This window comes from Streptomyces sp. NBC_00876 (genome assembly GCF_045207435.1).
Classification (GTDB): domain Bacteria; phylum Actinomycetota; class Actinomycetes; order Streptomycetales; family Streptomycetaceae; genus Streptomyces.
On record NZ_CP108800.1, the window covers coordinates 6,295,595 to 6,316,732 of the forward strand.

Sequence of the window (21,138 nt, forward strand, 5' to 3'; positions counted from 1 at the left end):
GCGGCACGGGGGAGCGAAGACGATGACGTACCGCAGGGCCTCGCTGCTGACGGCGGCCGCCGCACTGGCCGCCCTTGCCGGGCCGCAGGCCGTGTACGCCGCCACGGGCCCCGGCGACCTGGGCATAGACGGCGGCGGCGAGTGCGCCTTCCCGATGAAGAAGCAGTTCGAGAGCCGCCCCTGGCCGCTCCAGCGGGTGCTCCTGGACGAGCTGTGGCAGGACACCCGGGGCAAGGGCGTCCGGGTCGCCGTCATCGACACCGGGGTGGACGACACAAATCCGCAGCTCGCCTCGGCCGTCGACGCCTCGGCCGGCGCCGACTACATCGGGGGCGCGGGGAGCGACGGCACGGTCGACGAGGTCGGCCACGGCACCAAGGTCGCCGGCATCATCGCGGCCCGGCCCCTGGACGGCACCGGATTCGTCGGTCTGGCACCCGAGGCCACCATCGTCCCGATCCGCCAGAACGACGAGCGCAACAGCGGCACGGACGCCACGATGGCCGCCGCGATCGACCACGCGATCGCCGAGGGCGTCCGGGTCATCAACATCTCCCAGGACACCGCCAGGCCGCTGACCGGTGAATCGGCGCTGGGCCGGGCGGTCGCCCGGGCCATCGGCGAGGACATCGTGGTGGTCGCCTCCGCGGGCAACGACGGCCTGGACGGCAGACCGAAACCCACCTATCCCGCCGCCTTCGACGGTGTCCTCGCCGTCGCCGCGTCCGACCGCAACAACGAACGTGCCCCCTTCTCCCAGACCGGGCACTTCGTGGGGGTCGCCGCACCGGGCGTCGACATCGTCTCCACCGTCCCGGGCAACGGTCAGTGCACCGACAGCGGCACCAGTTTCGCGGCTCCCTACGTCACCGGGGTCGCCGCGCTGCTGCGTGCCAAGTACCCGCGCTGGACGGCGCGGCAGGTCGTCGCCCGGATCGAACAGACCGCAGAACGCTCCGTCAACGGCCATGACGACTTCATCGGATGGGGTGTAGTCGACCCGGTCCGCTCACTGTCCGGCGACGACGCCCCGCAGGACGCACCCCACCCCGACCCGGCGCCCCCCAGGGTCCAGGCCCCCGATCCCGCGCCGTTGTCGATGACGGAGAGCCCGCAGCGGCGCAGCAAGCGGTACGCCACCTACGCGCTGGCTGTCGCGGCCGTTCTGACCGCCGCGGTGGCCGGTACGGCGACCGTCGCGCGGGACCTTGCGAGACGCCGCAGGACGCGCGGCCGGTGACCGGCCGTTCCTGATCTCCCGGCCCCTTCCGAGGCCGGCGGGAGAGGGTGAACTGGCTAGGCTGGTGTGGCACTTCACGTGCGTGACGTGGGGAGCCGACGTGGCCCGGAGCGACTCCGGAGAGCCCGCGCCGTCCTCCCCGGCCGTCCGCACGCTCCCCGCTCCGTGTCCGGGGTGCACAGGGACACGAAGACACCTGGCCGCGATCGGCGGACAGGTCTGTGAACCGAGAGATAGGACCTCCGAATGACCAACCCCACGGGTGGATTCGGACTCGCCGACGATCCGGTCGTCCAGGCCAAGAACAAGATCATCAATACGGCCGAGGCGGTGTCCGGCCAGTCCAGGGAGCTGGCCGACATCCTCGCGACGGTCGGGGCGGGGTGGACCGGGGCCGGCGCCTCGGGCTTCACGTCCGCACAGCTCGTGATCAACGAGGACCACGACGAGATCCGCCGTCTCCTCGGAGTGCTGCACCGCGCCGTCGACGGCACCCGGAGCCTCAGCAACGCCAACGACGAGGAGGTCCGGGCAGCCTTCAACGCGGTGAAGGAACCGGTCTCCTCGGGCAACAGCTCCGGGCTGAACGGCGTCTGACCCGTCCCGTAGCCCCATCTACCTGCTGTTCCGCTGCACCCGCAGCATCTACCCGCAACCGAGCCGGAGGAGAGCCCGGATGGGACACGACCCCCACACCAAGGTCAGGTACGCGAGCGTCCAGGAGGTGGCCAACCGCATCCGTGTGGTGTCGCAGAACATCTGCCGCGACCTCGAGGAGATGGACGCCGCGCTCAAGGTCGTCACCGACACATGGGACGGTGAGGCCCACGCCGAGTACGTGACGCTCCAGAACAAGTACCGGGGCAAGGCCGACCACATGAAGGGCCGGCTGGAACACGTCGCGCGCATCATCGAGTCCGGCAAGGACAACTACCGCGCCACGGACCTCAGGGCCTCACGCCTGTTCACCGAGGCGTACTGACCGCCGGCCGGCCGGCGCCGCGTACAGCCGGCGCCGCGTACGGCCGGCCGCCACCGGGGGCACGTTCACCCGAACGTGCTCCGCCGTGCGGCCGGACCGTCACTACGTCAGGTCGAACTCGCCGTCCCGGGCGCCCAGTACGAACGCGGTCCACTCGGCCTCGGTGTACCGCAGCACGGTGTCCGGGTCCAGTGAGGACCGCATCGCCACGGCCCCGCCCGGCAGGTGGGCGATCTCGACCCGCTCCTCGGCCTCTTCGGTCCCGGGCGCACTCAGCCATTCCACCCCCGAGATGTCGAGTGCGTACAGCTCGTCCTTCTCCGCCTGCGTGCCCATCGTCAAGGGTCCTCTCCGTACGTGGCTCTGCACGGCACCGTACAGGCACCGCGCCGGTGAAGGACCAGGTCGGCCGATCCGCGGGCGGACCGCGCGGATGTGTGCTCGCGGGACGCGCCGGACCGGCGCGTCCCGCGGACGCTGTGGGGTGCGCGGCCCGGCTCAGCCCCGCTCGGGCAGCCTTCCGGTCTGCACGAGCGGGTTCCCCCGGCGCCGGGTGGCGAATTGCCCGCGCCCCGGCGGCATCGGCGCCCCGCGCACGGACCCGATGAGATCGCCCTCGGCCGGATCGCCGGACAGCACCACACCTTGCGCGCCCAGTTCCCTGATCCGCTGGAGGAACGTCTCGTACATCGCGCGCGAGGCCCCCGCCGAGTTCCGGGCGACGACGAAACGCACCCCGGTGTCCCGGGCGAACGGCAGATACTCCGCCAGCGGGGCCAGCGGACTGCCCGCGCCCGTCGCGACCAGGTCGTAGTCGTCGACGACCACGAAGATCTGCGGCCCGCTCCACCAGCTCCGGTCGCGCAACTGCCGCGGGGTCACGTCCGCCGGCGGCTGCCGGCGCTCGAACACACCGGCCAGCGCCTCCATGTGTGTCCGCAGCGCGTCCGCCGACGGCGCGTACTCCAGCAGATGGCTCTCCGGCAGCGCGCCCAGCAGCCCCCGCCGGTAGTCCCCGACGACGAGTTTCGCCTCGTCGGGGGAGTGGCGCTCCGCGATCTGCTTCGCGATCAGGCGCAGCAGATTCGTCTTGCCCGACTCGCTCTCGCCGAAGACCAGGAAGAACGGATCGGTGTCGAAGTCGACGAACACCGGCTCCAGGTCCGTCTCGGCGACACCGATCGCGATGCCCCGGTCCGGGAACTCGAACCCCTTCGGCAGCTGCTCCGCGGGCAGCCTGCGCGGCAGCAGCCGTACGGCGGGCGCCGGCGCACCCGTCCAGCCCGCCTTCACCGACCCGACCAGCCCGGCCGTGCCGTCGGCGAGATCCCCGGCGCCGGAGACGGAGTCGATACGCGGCAGCGCGGCCATGAAATGCAGCTTCTCCGGAACCTGGCCACGGCCCGGCACCCCGGCGGGCACCTGGGCGGCGACCTTCCGGTCGAACTCGGAGTCCATGACATCGCCGAGGCGCAGCTCGAGCCGCCCGAGGATCTGGTCCTTCAGCGCGGCGCGCACCTCCATGTAGCGGGCGGCCGAGAGGACCACATGGACGCCGTAGCCGAGCCCGCGCGCGGCGATGTCGGTGACGACCTGCTCCAGCGGCTCGTGCGCGGTCCGGAAGCCGCCCCAGCCGTCGATGACCAGGAAGACGTCGCCCCATGGCTCGCCGGGCAGTTCACCGCGGGCACGCCTGCGCCGGTAGGTGGCGACGGAGTCGATCCCGTGGGCGCGGAAGAACTCCTCGCGCCGGCTCAGCACCCCCGCCACCTCGGCGACCGTACGCCGCACCCGCTCGGGGTCCAGCCGTGAGGCGATCTGCCCCACATGCGGCAGCTCCGCCAGCGGGGCGAGTCCGCCACCTCCGAAGTCGAGCCCGTAGAACTGCACTTCGCCGGGGGTGTGGGTGAGTGCGAACGACGAGATCAGCGTCCGCAGCACCGTCGACTTGCCGGACTGCGGCCCGCCGACCACCATCATGTGCCCCGCGGCCCCGGAGAAGTCCCGGTACAGCACCTCGCGCCGCTGCTCGAACGGCTTGTCGACCAGACCGAGCGGGACGGTCAGCCCGCCGGGCCGGGTGTACTCCGCGGCGGTGAACCCGCGCTCCGCCGTCGGCGCGAGCCCCGGCAGCAGCTGGTCCAGGGACGGCGCCCGGTCCAGCGGCGGCAGCCACACCTGATGGGCGGGCACCCCCTGGCCCTCCAGCCGCCGCACGATCACATCGAGCACGGTGTCGGCGAGCGCGTCGTCCCCGCCGGCCGCCGGAACGGGCGCCGGGCCGGGCCCCGCGTCCCGCACCGGCACCGGCAGGGCACCGAACAACGCCGCCCGCCGCCCCGGCCCGGCCTGCCCCACCGGCAGCCCCGGACCGTCCGGGCGACAGGTCCCCGACACATACGCCGCCTTGAACCGGGTCATCTCCCGCGTCCCGGCCTTGAGGAAGGCCGAGCCGGGCACCGACGGCAGGTGGTACGCGTCCGGCACACCCAGCGCCGCACGCGACTCGGCGGCCGAGAAGGTCCGCAGCCCGATCCGGTACGAGAGGTAGGTGTCCAGACCCCGCAGTCTGCCCTCCTCCAGCCGCTGCGAGGCCAGCAGCAGATGTACCCCCAGCGACCGGCCGATGCGCCCGATCCGGATGAACATGTCGATGAAGTCCGGCTTGACGGTCAGCAGTTCGGAGAACTCGTCGATGACCAGCACCAGCGAGGCCAGCGGCTCCAGCGCCGCACCCGCCGCCCTGGCCCTCTCGTACTCATGGATGCCCGCGTAGTTGCCCGCCGCCCGCAGCAGCTCCTGGCGGCGCTGCAGCTCACCGCTGATCGCGTCGCCCATCCGGTCGACCAGGCTCAGATCGTCGGCCAGGTTGGTGATGACCGCGGCCACGTGCGGCAGCCGCGCCATCCCGGCGAACGTCGCACCGCCCTTGAAGTCCGCGAGGACGAAGTTCAGCGTCTCGGACGGGTGCGTCACCGCGAGCCCCAGCACCAGCGTCCGCAACAGCTCCGACTTCCCCGAACCCGTCGCACCGACACAGAGGCCGTGCGGCCCCATGCCCTCCTGCGCCGCCTCCTTCAGGTCCAGCATCACCGGCAGACCGTCCTCACCCACCCCGATCGGCACCCGCAGCCGCTCGGCCGCCGACCGCGGACGCCAGGTGCGCGCCACATCGACCGAGGCCGCATCGCCCAGATGCAGGAGTTCGGTGAAGTCCAGTTCGGCCAGCAGCGGTTCACCCCCGTCGCCCCCGCCCGTCCGCAGCGGTGCCAGCTGCCGGGCCAGCGCCTCGGCCACCGGCAGCGCGATGCCGTCCGGCGACCCCTCGTACACCGCACCCGCGCCGGAGTCCAGCCGCAGCAGACCGGGCCGCACCACCAAGGACAGACCGCCGCGCGGTACATCCGCCTCGCCCGGCACCACCTCGAGGACCGTCACGCCCTGAAGCCCCTCGGGCGCCGCCAGCAGCGAATCCGGCCCCACCGAGGCGCCGTCCAGCACCACCACCACATGCGGCCGGTCCAGCAGCGGAGCGGCCTCCCGGCCGAACCGCCCACGCCCCTCCAGCCGGCCCGCCAGCAACGGCTCCAGCTCGCGCAGATCATTCGCGAAAAGCCGTTTGGTGCCGGCCCCGTCGACCTGGCCGGGCACCTGCACATGCGGCAGCCACTTCGTCCAGTCCCAGCGCGCCACCGCCCCGGGCCCCGCCACGACCGCGACCACCAGATCCTCGGGCGAGTGCAGCGTCACCAGCTGGGCCACCATCGCCCGCGCCGCCGACTGCGCCGACTCCGGCCGGCCGGACACCGTGACGCGGTAGGACGCCCGCATCGAAACGGTCACCGGCAGCCCGTCCAGCGAACCGTGCACCGCGACGAACCGCCGCACCGCGTCCGCGCACACCGGATCCGGCTCGTCCGCCGCCGCGAGGCCGGCAGCCGCGATGTCCGGCGCCGGCAGGGGCGTCGACAGCCGCTGCGCCCCGAGCCCGATCCGCACCAGAGCGAAGTCCGGGTCGTGGGGCCGCCGTTCCCAGACCCGGCGGCCCCCGGCAACCACCGACCACAGCTGATCGGGAGCCGGGTGCAGATACCACTGCGCATCACGCTGGGCCCGCGCGGTCCGCCGCACCGTACGCCGCGCCTGCGCCAGATGCGCGAGGTAGCCGCGCCGGACGTCCGCCGTCCGCCCCTGCGTACCGCGGCGATGGCGCACCAGCTGGGCGACCACCATGGCCACGGTCGACACCAGCATCAGAACACCCATGACCCGCAGGAACGAAGGTGCCTGCGGGGAGAAGAAGAAGACCACCGACGAACCCATGCCCAGCACCGGCAGGACCTGCATCAGCAGACCCTCCCGCTGTGCGCGCGGCAGCGCGGGAGGAGACTCCAGCACCACCTCGTCCGTGGGGACTTCCGGCGGCATGGCCCGCGGCGGTCGCTTCACGACGATCTGGCTCACCGGTGCATCAATTCCCTCAGTACGGAAGGGCGGAGGGCCGGGCGGATACTCACCGGCGCCCCGGGAAGGGCCGGCTCACGGACGGCCCCCGCGATCCTAAGTGCCCGCGGCCACGGCCCCCTCCCGGCTGCGCCGCTCCCGATAGGGTTGTCCGCGCATCGTGCGCGACCGCGGATCGGCGCGGAAACAGGGGGACCGGACACGTGAGTACGACCGCAGCGAGCGGCTTCTGCCGTGTCACCGTCGTGGCGCCCGACAGCAGGACCGACGTCGCACTGCCGCAGGACCTCGCCGTCGCCGACGTCTGGCCGGAGATCCTCCGCCTCACCGGCCGGGCCCAGGCCGTCGCCACACCCACCGGGTACCACCTCGTACGCCGCGACGGCACGGTCCTGGACGGCTCGCGCACCCTCGCCGCCCAGCAGGTGCTCGACGGCGAACTCCTCAGCCTGCGCCCCTTCGCCGAATCGCTGCCGCCCGCCGTCTTCGACGACGTCACGGACGCCATCGCCTCCGCCGTCGTGCGCGAGCGCCACCTGTGGAGCGACGACCTGCTGCGCGGAGCCGGTCCGGCGGGCGGTGTCCTGCTGCTCGTCCTGATGGCCCTCGTCCTGTGGTCCGCCGACCCGGTCCGCCACGACATGCACGGACTGCCCGGCATCGTCGCGGGCACCGCGGGACTGCTCCTGACCGCCTTCGCGGGGGTACGCGCCCGGGTCTACGCGGACCGGGTCACGGCCCTCGCCCTCGGCCTCGGCGCACTGCCCCTCGTTCTCATCGGGGGCTCCGGCGTCATCGGACCGGACGCCGGCCAGGGCCCCGGCCGCCTCCAGTTCCTGCTCGGCTGCGTCGCCGTGCTGACCGCCTCCGTCGTCCTGGTCGCCCTCACCCCGCACAAGGACGCCCCCTTCGTCGCGGCGGCCGTCCTGGCCACAACGGGCACCCTGGCGAGCTTCGCCGCGATCCTCACCGAGGCCACCGCCACCGCCGCGGCCGCCGTCTGCGCCCCGGCCGCCATCGGACTCGTCGCCTTCCTGCCCGGCCTGTCGGCCCGCCTCGCCCGGATCCCCATCGGATACGAGGCGCCGAGCACCGCCACGGGCGGCCACGGCGACCCGTTCACCGACCCCCTCAGCGACCCCTTCGCCGAACCGGACACGGACAGCGCCGCCCCTGCCACCCCCGTCGACGCCGCCCTCGTCGCGGAACGGGCCCGCCGCGGCCACGAGCTGCTGCTCGGCCTGGCCGGCGGATGCGCGGCCGTCGTCGTCGCGGCCGCCGCCGTACTCGGCTTCTCCGGCAACACCTGGGCGCAGCTGCTGGCCCTCGCCGCAGGACTCGCACTGCTGCTGCGCGCCCGGCTCTTCCGCTACACCGCGCAGGTCGTCTGCGTGCTCGCGGCGGGCATCGGCGCGGTCGCCCTGCTGATCCTCGGCCTCGCGCTCAACCCGCCCGCCTCCCCTGCGCCGGGCGGATACGGCGACGGCGCTTCCCCCGACATCCGTACGATCTGGCTCTGCGCAGCCGTCGCCGCAGGTGCCGCCCTGCTCACCGCGGCGGGCCTGAGCGTTCCCCGCAAGGGGCTGTCCCCCTTCTGGGGCCGGGCGCTGGACCTGGCGGAGAGCGCGCTCCTGCTCTCCCTCGTCCCGCTCTGCCTGGCGGTCCTCGACGTCTTCGCCCGGGCCAGGGCCCTCACCGGCTGAGGCCCGTAGGGGCCGCTCCGAACGGCTGGTAGTCTGGCTGTGGCCGTTTGTGTACGCGTTCCCGGTTGACTCTGGGGGCTGCGCTCATCGGACCTTCGCTCCCGAGTCACACAAGCTCCCCTGAGATCAAGACCAGGGGCACTCGTGGGCGCATCGAACACCAAAGAGGAGTACGCGTGCCGCTCGACGCCGCTACGAAGAAGCAGATCATGACCGAGTTCGCGCAGAAGGAGGGCGACACCGGATCCCCCGAGGTCCAGGTCGCCATGCTCTCGCGCCGCATCTCGGACCTGACGGAGCACCTCAAGACGCACAAGCACGACCACCACTCCCGTCGTGGTCTGCTGATCCTGGTCGGCCAGCGTCGCCGCCTCCTGCAGTACCTGGCCAAGAAGGACATCCAGCGCTTCCGTGCGCTCGTCGACCGCCTCGGCATCCGCCGTGGCGCGGCCGGCGGCGCCAAGTAAGGACGCTGTGAAAGGGAGCGGTTCCCACTTCTAGGGGGCCGCTCCCTTTGCCGTACGTGCGGTACCGGGGGAAACCTCAGTAACCTGGACGTACGACAACAGACGAGGAGAGGCGCCCTCCGGCCGCCGCCGGTCCTCGGTAGTGGCCCCCGGGACAACGCCCGGGAGCTTCGATCGAAGACCGGCCCCGCACACAAGGTGCGCCTCTCCGCACCGTCCTGCGCCACACGGGCGTCAGGACGAAAGACGACGAGTATGGAGAAATCACTAGTGGAGAACGAGACCCACTACGCCGAGGCCGTTATCGACAACGGAACCTTCGGCACCCGCACCATCCGCTTCGAGACGGGCCGCCTGGCCAAGCAGGCCGCCGGCTCCGCCGTCGCGTACCTGGACGACGACACCATGGTGCTGTCGGCCACCACCGCTTCCAAGCGGCCCAAGGACCAGCTCGACTTCTTCCCCCTCACGGTGGACGTCGAGGAGCGGCAGTACGCGGCCGGCAAGATCCCCGGCTCCTTCTTCCGCCGGGAGGGCCGCCCCTCCGAGGACGCGATCCTCACCTGCCGCCTGATCGACCGCCCGCTGCGCCCCTCCTTCAAGAAGGGCCTGCGCAACGAGATCCAGATCGTCGAGACGATCATGGCGCTCAACCCCGACCACCTGTACGACGTGGTCGCGATCAACGCCGCCTCCGCTTCCACGATCCTGGCGGGCCTGCCCTTCTCCGGCCCCATCGGCGCCACCCGCGTCGCCCTGATCAAGGGCCAGTGGGTCGCCTTCCCGACGCACACCGAGCTCGAGGACGCCGTCTTCGACATGGTCGTCGCGGGCCGCGTCCTGGAGGACGGCGACGTCGCGATCATGATGGTCGAGGCCGAGGCCACCGAGAAGACCATCCAGCTCGTCCAGGACGGTGCCGAGGCCCCGACCGAAGAGGTCGTCGCCGCCGGTCTGGAAGCCTCGAAGCCCTTCATCAAGGCGCTCTGCAAGGCCCAGTCGGACCTCGCCGCCAAGGCTGCCAAGCCCACCGGTGAGTTCCCGGTCTTCCTCGACTACCAGGACGACGTCCTGGAGGCCCTCTCCAAGGCCGTCAGCACCGAGCTCGCCAAGGCGCTCACCATCGCCGGCAAGCAGGAGCGCGAGGCGGAGCTGGACCGCATCAAGGAGATCGCGGGCGAGAAGCTCCTCCCGGCCTTCGAGGGCCGCGAGAAGGAGATCTCCGGTGCGTACCGCGCGCTGACCAAGAAGCTGGTCCGCGAGCGCGTCATCAAGGACAAGGTCCGCATCGACGGCCGCGGCGTCACGGACATCCGTACGCTCGCCGCCGAGGTCGAGGCCATCCCGCGCGTGCACGGCTCGGCGCTCTTCGAGCGTGGCGAGACCCAGATCCTGGGCGTCACCACCCTCAACATGCTCCGGATGGAGCAGCAGCTGGACACCCTCTCCCCGGTGACCCGCAAGCGCTACATGCACAACTACAACTTCCCGCCGTACTCCGTCGGTGAGACCGGCCGCGTGGGCTCGCCCAAGCGCCGCGAGATCGGCCACGGCGCGCTCGCCGAGCGCGCCATCGTGCCGGTGCTGCCCTCCCGCGAGGACTTCCCGTACGCGATCCGCCAGGTCTCCGAGGCGCTGGGCTCCAACGGCTCGACGTCCATGGGCTCGGTCTGCGCCTCCACCATGTCGCTGCTGAACGCCGGTGTGCCCCTCAAGGCCGCCGTCGCCGGTATCGCCATGGGTCTGATCTCCGAGGAGATCGACGGCAAGACCCACTACGTCGCCCTCACCGACATCCTCGGCGCCGAGGACGCGTTCGGTGACATGGACTTCAAGGTCGCCGGTACGAAGCAGTTCGTGACCGCGCTCCAGCTCGACACCAAGCTCGACGGCATCCCCGCCTCGGTCCTGGCCGCCGCGCTGAAGCAGGCCCGTGACGCACGCCTCCACATCCTCGATGTGATGAACGAGGCCATCGACGTCCCGGACGAGATGTCCCCGAACGCCCCGCGGATCATCACCGTCAAGATCCCGGTGGACAAGATCGGTGAGGTCATCGGCCCCAAGGGCAAGATGATCAACCAGATCCAGGAGGACACCGGCGCCGACATCACGATCGAGGACGACGGCACCATCTACATCGGTGCCCAGCAGGGCTCGCAGGCCGAGGCCGCGCGCGCCACGATCAACGCGATCGCCAACCCGACCATGCCGGAGGTCGGCGAGCGTTACCTGGGTACGGTCGTCAAGACCACCACCTTCGGTGCGTTCGTCTCCCTGATGCCCGGCAAGGACGGCCTGCTGCACATCTCGCAGATCCGCAAGCTCGCCGGTGGCAAGCGCGTGGAGAACGTCGAGGACGTGCTCGGCGTCGGTGCCAAGGTCCAGGTCGAGATCGCCGAGATCGACTCCCGCGGCAAGCTCTCCCTGATCCCGGTCATCGAGGGTGAAGAGGACGAGAAGAAGGACGACACCGACAAGTGACGTCCCGTAGTTCCGTGACGACGGCCCGCCCCTCTTCGGAGGGGCGGGCCGTCGCCCGTACCCAAACGCTTCTCAAGGGCAGCAACGGCATCGGCACGGTCCGCCGCACGGTCCTCCCCGGCGGCCTGCGCATCGTCACCGAAACCCTGCCCTCCGTACGCTCCGCCACCTTCGGGATCTGGGCCAACGTCGGATCACGCGACGAGACCCCGACCCTGAACGGCGCGACGCACTACCTCGAGCACCTCCTCTTCAAGGGCACCGCCAAGCGCAGCGCCCTGGACATCTCCTCCGCGATCGACGCGGTCGGCGGCGAGATGAACGCCTTCACGGCGAAGGAGTACACCTGCTACTACGCGCGGGTCCTCGACACGGACCTGCCGCTGGCCATCGATGTCGTCTGCGACATGCTGACCGGCTCGCTGATCACCTCCGAGGACGTCGACGCCGAGCGCGGTGTCATCCTCGAGGAGATCGCGATGACGGAGGACGACCCGGGCGACTGCGTGCACGACCTGTTCGCGCACACGATGCTCGGCGACACCCCGCTCGGCCGTCCGGTCCTGGGCACGGTCGACACGATCAACGCCCTGAACCGCGGCCAGATCGCCCGCTTCTACAAGAAGCACTACGACCCCACGCACCTCGTCGTCGCGGCAGCCGGCAACGTCGACCACGCCACGGTCGTACGCCAGGTCCGCAAGGCCTTCGAGCGCGCCGGAGCGCTCTCGCGCACCGACGCCGCCCCGATGGCGCCGCGCGAGGGCTCCCGCACGCTGCGCACCGCGGGCCGGGTCGAACTGCTGAACCGCAAGACCGAGCAGGCCCATGTGGTCCTCGGCATGCCGGGACTGGCCCGCACCGACGAGCGCCGCTGGGCGCTCGGCGTACTCAACACCGCCCTCGGCGGCGGTATGAGCTCCCGCCTCTTCCAGGAGGTACGGGAGAAGCGCGGCCTCGCCTACAGCGTCTACTCGTACACCTCGGGCTTCGCGGACTGCGGGCTCTTCGGGGTGTACGCGGGCTGCCGGCCCAGCCAGGTCCATGACGTCCTCAAGATCTGCCGCGACGAGCTCGACCGCGTCGCGTCGGACGGACTGAGCGACGAGGAGATCGGCCGGGCCATCGGCCAGCTCTCCGGCTCCACGGTCCTCGGCCTGGAGGACACGGGAGCGCTGATGAACCGCATCGGCAAGAGCGAACTGTGCTGGGGCGAACAGATGTCGGTCGACGACATGCTGGCCCGCATCGCACAGGTCACCCCGGACGACGTCCGCTCGGTGGCGGGCGAGGTCCTCGGACACCGCCCCTCGCTCTCCGTCATCGGCCCGCTCAAGGACAAGCAGGCCGACCGCCTCCACGAGTCAGTCGCCTAGTCACCCAGTCACTCGTCACCCGAAAGAAGCAAGCATGAGCAAGCTGCGCGTGGCCGTTCTCGGTGCCCGGGGCCGTATCGGCTCCGAAGCGGTACGAGCGGTCGAGGCCGCCGAAGACCTGGAGCTGGTGGCCGCACTCGGCCGCGGCGACAAGCTGGAGACCCTCACGGACACCGGCGCCCAGGTCGTCGTCGAGCTCACCACCCCCTCGTCGGTGATGGAGAACCTCGAGTTCTGCACCGGGCACGGCATCCACGCCGTGGTCGGCACCACCGGCTGGACCGACGAACGGCTCGCGCAGCTGAACACCTGGCTCTCCGCATCGCCGGGGACCGGTGTGCTCATCGCGCCGAACTTCTCGATCGGCGCGGTCCTCACGATGAAGTTCGCGCAACAGGCCGCCCGCTACTTCGAGTCGGTCGAGGTCATCGAGCTGCACCACCCCAACAAGGCCGACGCCCCCTCCGGCACCGCCGCCCGCACCGCCCAGCTGATCGCCGAGGCCCGCCGCGAGGCGGGCTGCGCACCCCAGCCGGACGCCACGGCGACGGCACTGGACGGGGCGCGCGGCGCCGACGTCGACGGGATCCCGGTCCACTCGGTCCGGCTCCGCGGCCTCCTGGCCCACCAGGAGGTACTGCTCGGGGGTGAGGGCGAGACCCTCACCATCCGGCACGACTCCCTGCACCACAGCAGTTTCATGCCGGGCATCCTGCTCGGCGCACGCCGCGTGGTGACCACTCCGGGCCTCACGTTCGGCCTGGAAAACTTCCTCGACCTGAACTGACTGAGCCCACGCCATGCGCGCAAAGATCACTTACGTCGTCACCGCTGCCGTCCTGGTCTTCTACTTCGTCCTGGTCGGCAGCCGCGGTGTCCTGCTCATCGAGCACGGCACGCTGCTCACGGTGACCTTCGGGGTCGCCGTGCTGATCCTGCCGGCCATCGGAATCTGGTTCCTCTGGAAGAACACCCAGTTCGTCCGCAGGGCCAACGCCCTGGCCGCCGAACTCGACGCCGAGGGCGGACTGCCGGTCGACGAGCTGATCCGTACCCCCAGCGGCCGTATCGACCGGGACTCCGCCGACGCGGTGTTCGCCCGCCGCCGGGAGGAGACGGAGGACGCCCCGGACGACTGGCGCAGCTGGTTCCGCCTCGCTGTCGCCTATCAGGACGCCCGGGACACCCCCAGGGCCCGCAAGGCCATGCAGCGGGCCATCGCCCTCCACGGCAGGCGCACCCCGGCCTCGCCGGCCGCGTCCGGCACGTAGCCAGGGCCCGCCCGCACCACGACAGCACAAGACCGTCCGGCGTTCGACTCGAACGCCGGACGGTCTTGTGCTGCCGGGCCGGGCCGGTCACCACTCAGTGCTGCCGGTACTCGTCCCCCCACGCCTCGATCGTGTCGGCAGCCCGGTCGAACGCCTCACCGCGTGCCAGGAAGTCCGCGCTGGAGTCCGTGAGCAGCGGCGGCACCGCGTCCCCGCCCTTGCGTACGACGATGAGGGCCTGTCCCTGGACCGTGCGCGGGAGCCCGAGCCACCTCACCGGCTGCTGCACCGTACGGACCGCGGCGGCCCGGTTCCACGGCACGGTCGTCGTACGGAAGAAACCCACCCGGCGCACGCCGTGCCGGCTCACCCAGGCACCGATGCGCAGCATCCGCAGGGCACAGATGATCACGGCGAGGGCGAGCGCGAGACAGGCACCGGCCCCGGGCAGCGCCCCGGCGAACGCGGTGATCATCCCGGCGAACAGGACGAACGAGGCGAGCAGCAGCAGGCCGGCCGCGGCCGCGACACGCCACGGACCGGGCCGGTAGGGACGGCGCCAGCTGTCGTGGTCGTCGAACGGCAGCGCGATGTCCTCAGCGCTCGCGTCAAATGCGCGGTCGGCCGTCAGAAAGGGCAGGGGCACGACTGATCCTCACTCACAAGCACGCTCGATTGCTGTGCCCGGTGAGGCTACCGAGGAGGCTACCGGCCGGACCACCCCAGGGGGCCCGTACGAGTCATCGCCCGTGTGCCGCCTCGGTCTGCTGACCGTGCGACGGTGACTGGTCCGGTGCCAGGGCCGGCAGGCCCAGCAGCAGCGATCCGGCGAGTCCGGCGACCACGGCGAGACCGACCAGCGTGCGGCCCGCCTTCTCGGAAACGCTGCTGCGCGGCCGCGGCGGCGGTGTGACGTTACTGCGGAATCGGTCGGCCTCGGCTACGAACGAGAACGGGACGGATTCACGCCGGCGGAACATGAGGTAACTCTCCTTGAACTCTGTTTCGGGTGGTGCTGATGAGTCAGACGCGCGGCGAGCCCGATCGGTGCCCCGAATCGCCGGATTGACCGAAGAAATCCCCGGAAGGGTGGTGGCGACCGCGTTGTCGGTGGTGGCCCGTAGAGTGGACGCCGCCCGAGCGACGCCATTGGAAGGACCCCGCCGGTGACCGACACCCCCGAGCCCGCAAAGCCCAGATTCCGCAGCGATGTCACCGTTGACCTGGTGAAACACGCCGCAGGCGACTCCGACGTGCTGTTCGCCGCCCGTGTTTCCACGGCCGGGGAGCAGTCTCTGGAGGAGGTCACCAAGGATCCTGAGCGCTCCAAGGGTCTCATCAACTACCTGATGCGGGACCGGCACGGAAGTCCGTTCGAGCACAACTCGATGACCTTCTTCATCAGCGCCCCGATCTTCGTGTTCCGCGAGTTCATGCGGCACCGCGTCGGCTGGTCGTACAACGAGGAATCGGGCCGCTACAGGGAGCTGGAGCCGGTCTTCTACGTCCCGGGGGAGACCCGCAAGCTGGTCCAGCAGGGCCGCCCCGGAAAGTACGAGTTCGTCGAGGGCACCGAGGCGCAGGCGGAGCTCACCGGCCGCGTCATGGAGGACTCCTACCGCCAGGCGTACGAGGCCTACCAGGAGATGCTGGCCGCGGGTGTGGCCCGCGAGGTCGCCCGTGCGGTCCTGCCGGTCGGCCTGTTCTCCTCGATGTACGCCACCTGCAACGCCCGCTCGCTGATGCACTTCCTCGGACTGCGCACGCAGCACGAGCTGGCGAAGGTTCCGTCCTTCCCGCAGCGCGAGATCGAGATGGTCGGAGAGCAGATGGAAGCGCACTGGGCGCAGCTCATGCCGCTCACCCATGCAGCCTTCAACAAAAATGGACGCGTCGCCCCATAGGCGGTGTCCGTATTGCGGCGTTTCGTGAAGTTCATCTAGGCTGATCAAACGGACCCGGCACTGCTTGAACCCCCGAGCAGGCAGTGCCGGGCTCCTCTTGCTTGTCCCCCCGAGGGGGCAGGGTGTGCCGAGCAACGAGTAGCGTGTTACCCATGGCTCCGATCTCCACTCCGCAGACCCCCTTCGGGCGGGTCCTCACCGCTATGGTCACGCCCTTCACGGCGGACGGCGCACTCGACCTCGACGGCGCCCAGCGGCTCGCCACCCACCTGGTGGACGCAGGCAATGACGGCCTGATCATCAACGGCACCACCGGCGAGTCCCCGACCACCAGCGACGCGGAGAAAGACCAGCTCGTGAGGGCTGTGCTCGAAGCAGTGGGAGACCGGGCGCACATCGTCGCCGGCATCGGGACGAACGACACGCGCCACAGCATCGAGCTCGCCCGGACCGCCGAGCGCACCGGCGCCCACGGCCTCCTCGCGGTCACTCCGTACTACAACAAGCCGCCGCAGGAGGGCCTCCTCCGTCACTTCACGGCGATCGCGGACGCCACCGGTCTGCCGGTGATGCTCTACGACATTCCGGGCCGCAGCGGTGTGCCGATCGACACAGAGACGCTGGTACGGCTCGCCGAGCACCCGCGCATCGTGGCCAACAAGGACGCCAAGGGCGACCTCGGCCGCGCCAGCTGGGCCATCGCGCAGTCCGGCCTCGCCTGGTACTCCGGCGACGACATGCTGAACCTCCCGCTCCTCTCGGTCGGCGCGGTCGGTGTCGTCTCCGTCGTCGGCCATGTCGTCACCCCGGACCTGCGGGCCCTCATCGAGGCCCACCTCGGGGGAGACGTGCAGAAGGCCACGGAGATCCACCAGAAGCTGCTGCCGGTGTTCACCGGCATGTTCCGTACCCAGGGCGTGATCACGACCAAGGCCGCGCTCACCCTTCAGGGCCTCCCGGCGGGCCCGCTCCGTCTCCCCCTGGTGGAACTCACCGCACAGGAAACGGCTCAGCTCAAGATCGATCTTGCCGCCGGTGGGGTACAGCTCTAACCACAGACTTCACAACTGAATACGCGAAGAACACTCGCAACAGAGCAACACCAAAGACAACAGCAAGTGCACGAATGACATGCGCGCCACGTGCCCAAGCGGTACGTGGCGCGTGTGGTAAGGAGAGTCTTTTGAGTCATCCGCATCCTGAACTCGGCACCCCGCCGAAGCTCCCGAAGGGCGGCCTGCGGGTCACCCCCCTCGGCGGCCTCGGCGAAATCGGCCGCAACATGACGGTCTTCGAGTACGGCGGCCGCCTGCTCATCGTCGACTGCGGCGTCCTCTTCCCCGAGGAGGAACAGCCCGGTATCGACCTGATCCTCCCGGACTTCACCACCATCCGGGACCGCCTCGACGACGTCGAGGGCATCGTCCTGACGCACGGACACGAGGACCACATCGGTGGTGTCCCGTATCTGCTGCGTCTGAAGCCGGACATCCCGCTGATCGGCTCCAAGCTGACCCTCGCGCTCATCGAGGCCAAGCTCCAGGAGCACCGCATCCGGCCGTACACCCTCGAGGTCAAGGAGGGGCAGCGCGAGCGCATCGGAGTCTTCGACTGCGAGTTCATCGCGGTCAACCACTCCATCCCGGACGCTCTCGCGGTCGCGATCCGCACGCCTGCGGGCATGGCCGTCGCCACCGGCGACTTCAAGATGGACCAGCTGCCGCTGGACGGCCGCCTCACCGACCTGCACGCGTTCGCCCGGCTGAGCGAGGAGGGCATCGACCTTCTGCTCTCCGACTCGACGAACGCCGAGGTCCCCGGCTTCGTACCGCCCGAGCGGGACATCCAGAACGTTCTGCGCACGGTCTTCGCCAATGCCCAGAAGCGCATCATCGTGGCGAGCTTCGCCAGCCACGTGCACCGCATCCAGCAGATCCTCGACACAGCCCACGAGTACGGCCGCAGGGTCGCCTTCGTCGGACGTTCGATGGTCCGGAACATGGGCATCGCCCGCGATCTGGGATATCTGAAGGTTCCCGCGGGACTGGTCGTCGACGTCAAGACCCTCGACGACCTGCCGGACGACGAGGTCGTGCTGGTCTGTACGGGATCGCAGGGCGAGCCGATGGCGGCCCTGTCCCGGATGGCCAACCGTGACCACCAGATCCGCATCGTCCAGGGCGACACGGTCATCCTGGCGTCGTCGCTGATCCCCGGCAACGAGAACGCGGTCTACCGCGTGATCAACGGCCTGACCCGCTGGGGCGCCAACGTCGTCCACAAGGGCAACGCCAAGGTCCATGTCTCGGGCCACGCCTCGGCCGGCGAGCTGCTGTACTTCTACAACATCTGCAAGCCGAAGAACCTGATGCCGGTCCACGGTGAATGGCGCCACCTCAGGGCCAACGCCGAACTCGGCGCCCTGACCGGCGTCCCGAAGGACCACATCGTCATCGCCGAGGACGGCGTGGTCGTCGACCTGATCGACGGCAAGGCCAAGATCGTCGGCAAGGTCCAGGCGGGCTATGTGTACGTGGACGGCCTCTCGGTCGGCGACGTCACCGAGACCTCCCTCAAGGACCGCCGTATTCTCGGCGACGAGGGCATCATCTCCGTCTTCATCGTGGTCGACAGCTCCTCCGGCAAGATCGTGGGAGGCCCCCACATCCAGGCCCGGGGCTCCGGCATCGACGACTCGGCATTCAGCGCGGTCGTGCCGAAGGTCGAGGAGGCTCTCAACAAGTCGGCCCAGGACGGCGTGATGGAGCCGCACCAGCTCCAGCAGCTGGTCCGCCGCACGGTGGGCAAGTGGGTCTCCGACACCTACCGCCGGCGCCCGATGATCCTTCCCGTCGTCGTCGAGGTCTGACCCCGACAGGCGCGAACTCCGGAGCGGGGCCCCCGATTTGCATCGGGGAGCCCCGCTCCAGTACGTTTACGTCTCCGCCTCACCGGGAAGCACCGCGCACACTCGTGCGCCGCGTACCTCCCAGAGGGGCTGGAAATTCCGACTCAGAACTTCTGATAAAGTCGGTGCAGCCGAAAGGCAAGGCCACTTCAACGGCCACCGGAATTCAAATTCGAACCGGAAACGGAACGAAATGAGTCTGGTAAGGTTGGAACCGCCGGAAAGGGAAACGCGAAAGCGAAGAACTGGAAAGCGAAACCCGCTTCGACCGGGAATCGGACACGAAAGAGTCTGATAGAGTCGGAAACGCAAGACCGAAGGGAAGCGCCCGGAGGAAAGCCCCAGAGAATGTTCTGAGGGTGAGTACAAAGGAAGCGTCCGTTCCTTGAGAACTCAACAGCGTGCCAAAAGTCAACGCCAGATACGTTGATACCCCGACCTGCTTCGGCAGGTTCGAGGTTCCTTTGAAAGTCCTACGAGGCCACTGGCCTGGTAGGCAATGCACACAGCGAGGATTCAGTGGACGACCGGTCATATTCCGACATGGTCGTTCCGCTCTCGTGGTGTCTACCCGATTACGGGAAAACATTCACGGAGAGTTTGATCCTGGCTCAGGACGAACGCTGGCGGCGTGCTTAACACATGCAAGTCGAACGATGAAGCCCTTCGGGGTGGATTAGTGGCGAACGGGTGAGTAACACGTGGGCAATCTGCCCTTCACTCTGGGACAAGCCCTGGAAACGGGGTCTAATACCGGATAACACTTTCCCTCTCATGGGGGATGGTTAAAAGCTCCGGCGGTGAAGGATGAGCCCGCGGCCTATCAGCTAGTTGGTGGGGTAATGGCCTACCAAGGCGACGACGGGTAGCCGGCCTGAGAGGGCGACCGGCCACACTGGGACTGAGACACGGCCCAGACTCCTACGGGAGGCAGCAGTGGGGAATATTGCACAATGGGCGAAAGCCTGATGCAGCGACGCCGCGTGAGGGATGACGGCCTTCGGGTTGTAAACCTCTTTCAGCAGGGAAGAAGCGAAAGTGACGGTACCTGCAGAAGAAGCGCCGGCTAACTACGTGCCAGCAGCCGCGGTAATACGTAGGGCGCAAGCGTTGTCCGGAATTATTGGGCGTAAAGAGCTCGTAGGCGGCTTGTTGCGTCGGTTGTGAAAGCCCGGGGCTTAACCCCGGGTCTGCAGTCGATACGGGCAGGCTAGAGTGTGGTAGGGGAGATCGGAATTCCTGGTGTAGCGGTGAAATGCGCAGATATCAGGAGGAACACCGGTGGCGAAGGCGGATCTCTGGGCCATTACTGACGCTGAGGAGCGAAAGCGTGGGGAGCGAACAGGATTAGATACCCTGGTAGTCCACGCCGTAAACGTTGGGAACTAGGTGTTGGCGACATTCCACGTCGTCGGTGCCGCAGCTAACGCATTAAGTTCCCCGCCTGGGGAGTACGGCCGCAAGGCTAAAACTCAAAGGAATTGACGGGGGCCCGCACAAGCAGCGGAGCATGTGGCTTAATTCGACGCAACGCGAAGAACCTTACCAAGGCTTGACATATACCGGAAAGCATCAGAGATGGTGCCCCCCTTGTGGTCGGTATACAGGTGGTGCATGGCTGTCGTCAGCTCGTGTCGTGAGATGTTGGGTTAAGTCCCGCAACGAGCGCAACCCTTGTTCTGTGTTGCCAGCATGCCCTTCGGGGTGATGGGGACTCACAGGAGACTGCCGGGGTCAACTCGGAGGAAGGTGGGGACGACGTCAAGTCATCATGCCCCTTATGTCTTGGGCTGCACACGTGCTACAATGGCCGGTACAATGAGCTGCGATGCCGCGAGGCGGAGCGAATCTCAAAAAGCCGGTCTCAGTTCGGATTGGGGTCTGCAACTCGACCCCATGAAGTCGGAGTTGCTAGTAATCGCAGATCAGCATTGCTGCGGTGAATACGTTCCCGGGCCTTGTACACACCGCCCGTCACGTCACGAAAGTCGGTAACACCCGAAGCCGGTGGCCCAACCCCTTGTGGGAGGGAGCTGTCGAAGGTGGGACTGGCGATTGGGACGAAGTCGTAACAAGGTAGCCGTACCGGAAGGTGCGGCTGGATCACCTCCTTTCTAAGGAGCATCTAGATTCCGCAAGGAATCCAGAGCCACTACGCCGGCAAATGTTCGGCGGTGGTTAGCTCATGGGTGGAACGTTGACTATTCGGCACGACAGGTTGTTTTTCACTAGTACTGCTTCGGCGTGGAATGTGGGAAGTGATCGGTCGGGTCGGGCACGCTGTTGGGTATCTGAAGGTACGGCCGTAAAGGTCGTCCTTCGGTTACCGGCCCCGGTGA

General features: G+C 69.1%; 16 protein-coding genes and 1 rRNA gene. 13 read left to right on the forward strand and 4 right to left on the reverse strand.

Annotation, left to right across the window (positions count from 1 at the left end):
• Positions 1–22: 22 nt before the first annotated feature.
• From mycP to OG782_RS27825, 3 genes are all read left to right on the forward strand, one after another.
• A complete protein-coding gene (mycP, locus tag OG782_RS27815; RefSeq protein ID WP_406455469.1) occupies positions 23–1,240 on the forward strand; it encodes a type VII secretion-associated serine protease mycosin in 1,218 nt (405 codons plus the stop codon).
• 246 nt (positions 1,241–1,486) lie between these two features.
• A complete protein-coding gene (locus OG782_RS27820) occupies positions 1,487–1,837 on the forward strand; it encodes a WXG100 family type VII secretion target (RefSeq protein ID WP_406455471.1) in 351 nt (116 codons plus the stop codon).
• Positions 1,838–1,916: 79 nt separating this feature from the next.
• A complete protein-coding gene (locus OG782_RS27825; RefSeq protein WP_406455473.1) occupies positions 1,917–2,222 on the forward strand; it encodes a WXG100 family type VII secretion target in 306 nt (101 codons plus the stop codon).
• Between the two features lie 102 nt (positions 2,223–2,324).
• Here OG782_RS27825 and OG782_RS27830 read toward each other — a convergent pair whose 3' ends face one another.
• Both OG782_RS27830 and eccCa read right to left on the reverse strand, forming a co-directional pair.
• Positions 2,325–2,558, reverse strand: a complete 234-nt coding sequence (locus OG782_RS27830) for a DUF397 domain-containing protein (RefSeq protein ID WP_406455475.1) — start codon at positions 2,556–2,558, stop codon at positions 2,325–2,327.
• A gap of 162 nt (positions 2,559–2,720) precedes the next feature.
• The gene (gene eccCa, locus OG782_RS27835; RefSeq protein ID WP_406455477.1) at positions 2,721–6,686 is read right to left on the reverse strand and encodes a type VII secretion protein EccCa; all 3,966 of its coding nucleotides are present in this window, start codon (positions 6,684–6,686) and stop codon (positions 2,721–2,723) included.
• Positions 6,687–6,889: 203 nt separating this feature from the next.
• On the opposite strand from eccCa, the gene eccD reads away from it, so the two are divergent.
• The 6 genes from eccD to OG782_RS27865 all read left to right on the forward strand — a co-directional run bounded on the left by eccD (position 6,890) and on the right by OG782_RS27865 (position 13,987).
• Positions 6,890–8,389: a type VII secretion integral membrane protein EccD gene (eccD, locus tag OG782_RS27840; RefSeq protein ID WP_406455479.1), complete on the forward strand. Its 1,500-nt coding sequence runs from the start codon at positions 6,890–6,892 to the stop codon at positions 8,387–8,389.
• A 176-nt stretch (positions 8,390–8,565) separates the two neighbouring features.
• Positions 8,566–8,856, forward strand: a complete 291-nt coding sequence (gene rpsO, locus OG782_RS27845) for a 30S ribosomal protein S15 (protein ID WP_018551846.1) — start codon at positions 8,566–8,568, stop codon at positions 8,854–8,856.
• Positions 8,857–9,126: 270 nt separating this feature from the next.
• Entirely contained in the window at positions 9,127–11,340 is a 2,214-nt protein-coding gene (locus tag OG782_RS27850; protein WP_406455481.1) for a polyribonucleotide nucleotidyltransferase, read from the forward strand.
• Positions 11,337–12,716, forward strand: a complete 1,380-nt coding sequence (locus tag OG782_RS27855; RefSeq protein ID WP_406455483.1) for a M16 family metallopeptidase — start codon at positions 11,337–11,339, stop codon at positions 12,714–12,716. The genes OG782_RS27850 and OG782_RS27855 overlap by 4 nt, the downstream gene beginning before the upstream one ends.
• Positions 12,717–12,750: 34 nt before the next feature.
• On the forward strand, positions 12,751–13,503 hold the full coding sequence (gene dapB / locus OG782_RS27860) for a 4-hydroxy-tetrahydrodipicolinate reductase (protein ID WP_406455485.1): 753 nt from the start codon (positions 12,751–12,753) through the stop codon (positions 13,501–13,503).
• Positions 13,504–13,516: 13 nt separating this feature from the next.
• Positions 13,517–13,987, forward strand: coding sequence for a hypothetical protein (locus OG782_RS27865; RefSeq protein ID WP_406455487.1), 471 nt, complete (start codon positions 13,517–13,519; stop codon positions 13,985–13,987).
• Positions 13,988–14,081: 94 nt separating this feature from the next.
• Here the strand turns inward: OG782_RS27865 and OG782_RS27870 are convergent, their stop codons facing one another.
• Positions 14,082–14,633, reverse strand: a complete 552-nt coding sequence (locus OG782_RS27870; RefSeq protein ID WP_406455488.1) for a hypothetical protein — start codon at positions 14,631–14,633, stop codon at positions 14,082–14,084.
• A gap of 94 nt (positions 14,634–14,727) precedes the next feature.
• Positions 14,728–14,967, reverse strand: coding sequence for a hypothetical protein (locus tag OG782_RS27875; RefSeq protein WP_406455490.1), 240 nt, complete (start codon positions 14,965–14,967; stop codon positions 14,728–14,730).
• Positions 14,968–15,153: 186 nt separating this feature from the next.
• Here OG782_RS27875 and thyX point away from each other — a divergent pair, with 186 nt between their 5' ends.
• From thyX to OG782_RS27895, 4 genes are all read left to right on the forward strand, one after another.
• On the forward strand, positions 15,154–15,891 hold the full coding sequence (gene thyX, locus OG782_RS27880) for an FAD-dependent thymidylate synthase (protein WP_406455492.1): 738 nt from the start codon (positions 15,154–15,156) through the stop codon (positions 15,889–15,891).
• A gap of 152 nt (positions 15,892–16,043) precedes the next feature.
• The gene (gene dapA, locus OG782_RS27885) at positions 16,044–16,943 is read left to right on the forward strand and encodes a 4-hydroxy-tetrahydrodipicolinate synthase (protein WP_406455494.1); all 900 of its coding nucleotides are present in this window, start codon (positions 16,044–16,046) and stop codon (positions 16,941–16,943) included.
• A gap of 131 nt (positions 16,944–17,074) precedes the next feature.
• Positions 17,075–18,760 carry a ribonuclease J gene (locus OG782_RS27890; protein WP_406455496.1) on the forward strand — a complete coding sequence of 562 codons (1,686 nt, stop codon included), beginning with the start codon at positions 17,075–17,077 and terminating at the stop codon, positions 18,758–18,760.
• A 627-nt stretch (positions 18,761–19,387) separates the two neighbouring features.
• A 16S ribosomal RNA gene (locus OG782_RS27895) occupies positions 19,388–20,913 on the forward strand.
• Positions 20,914–21,138 lie beyond the last annotated feature (225 nt).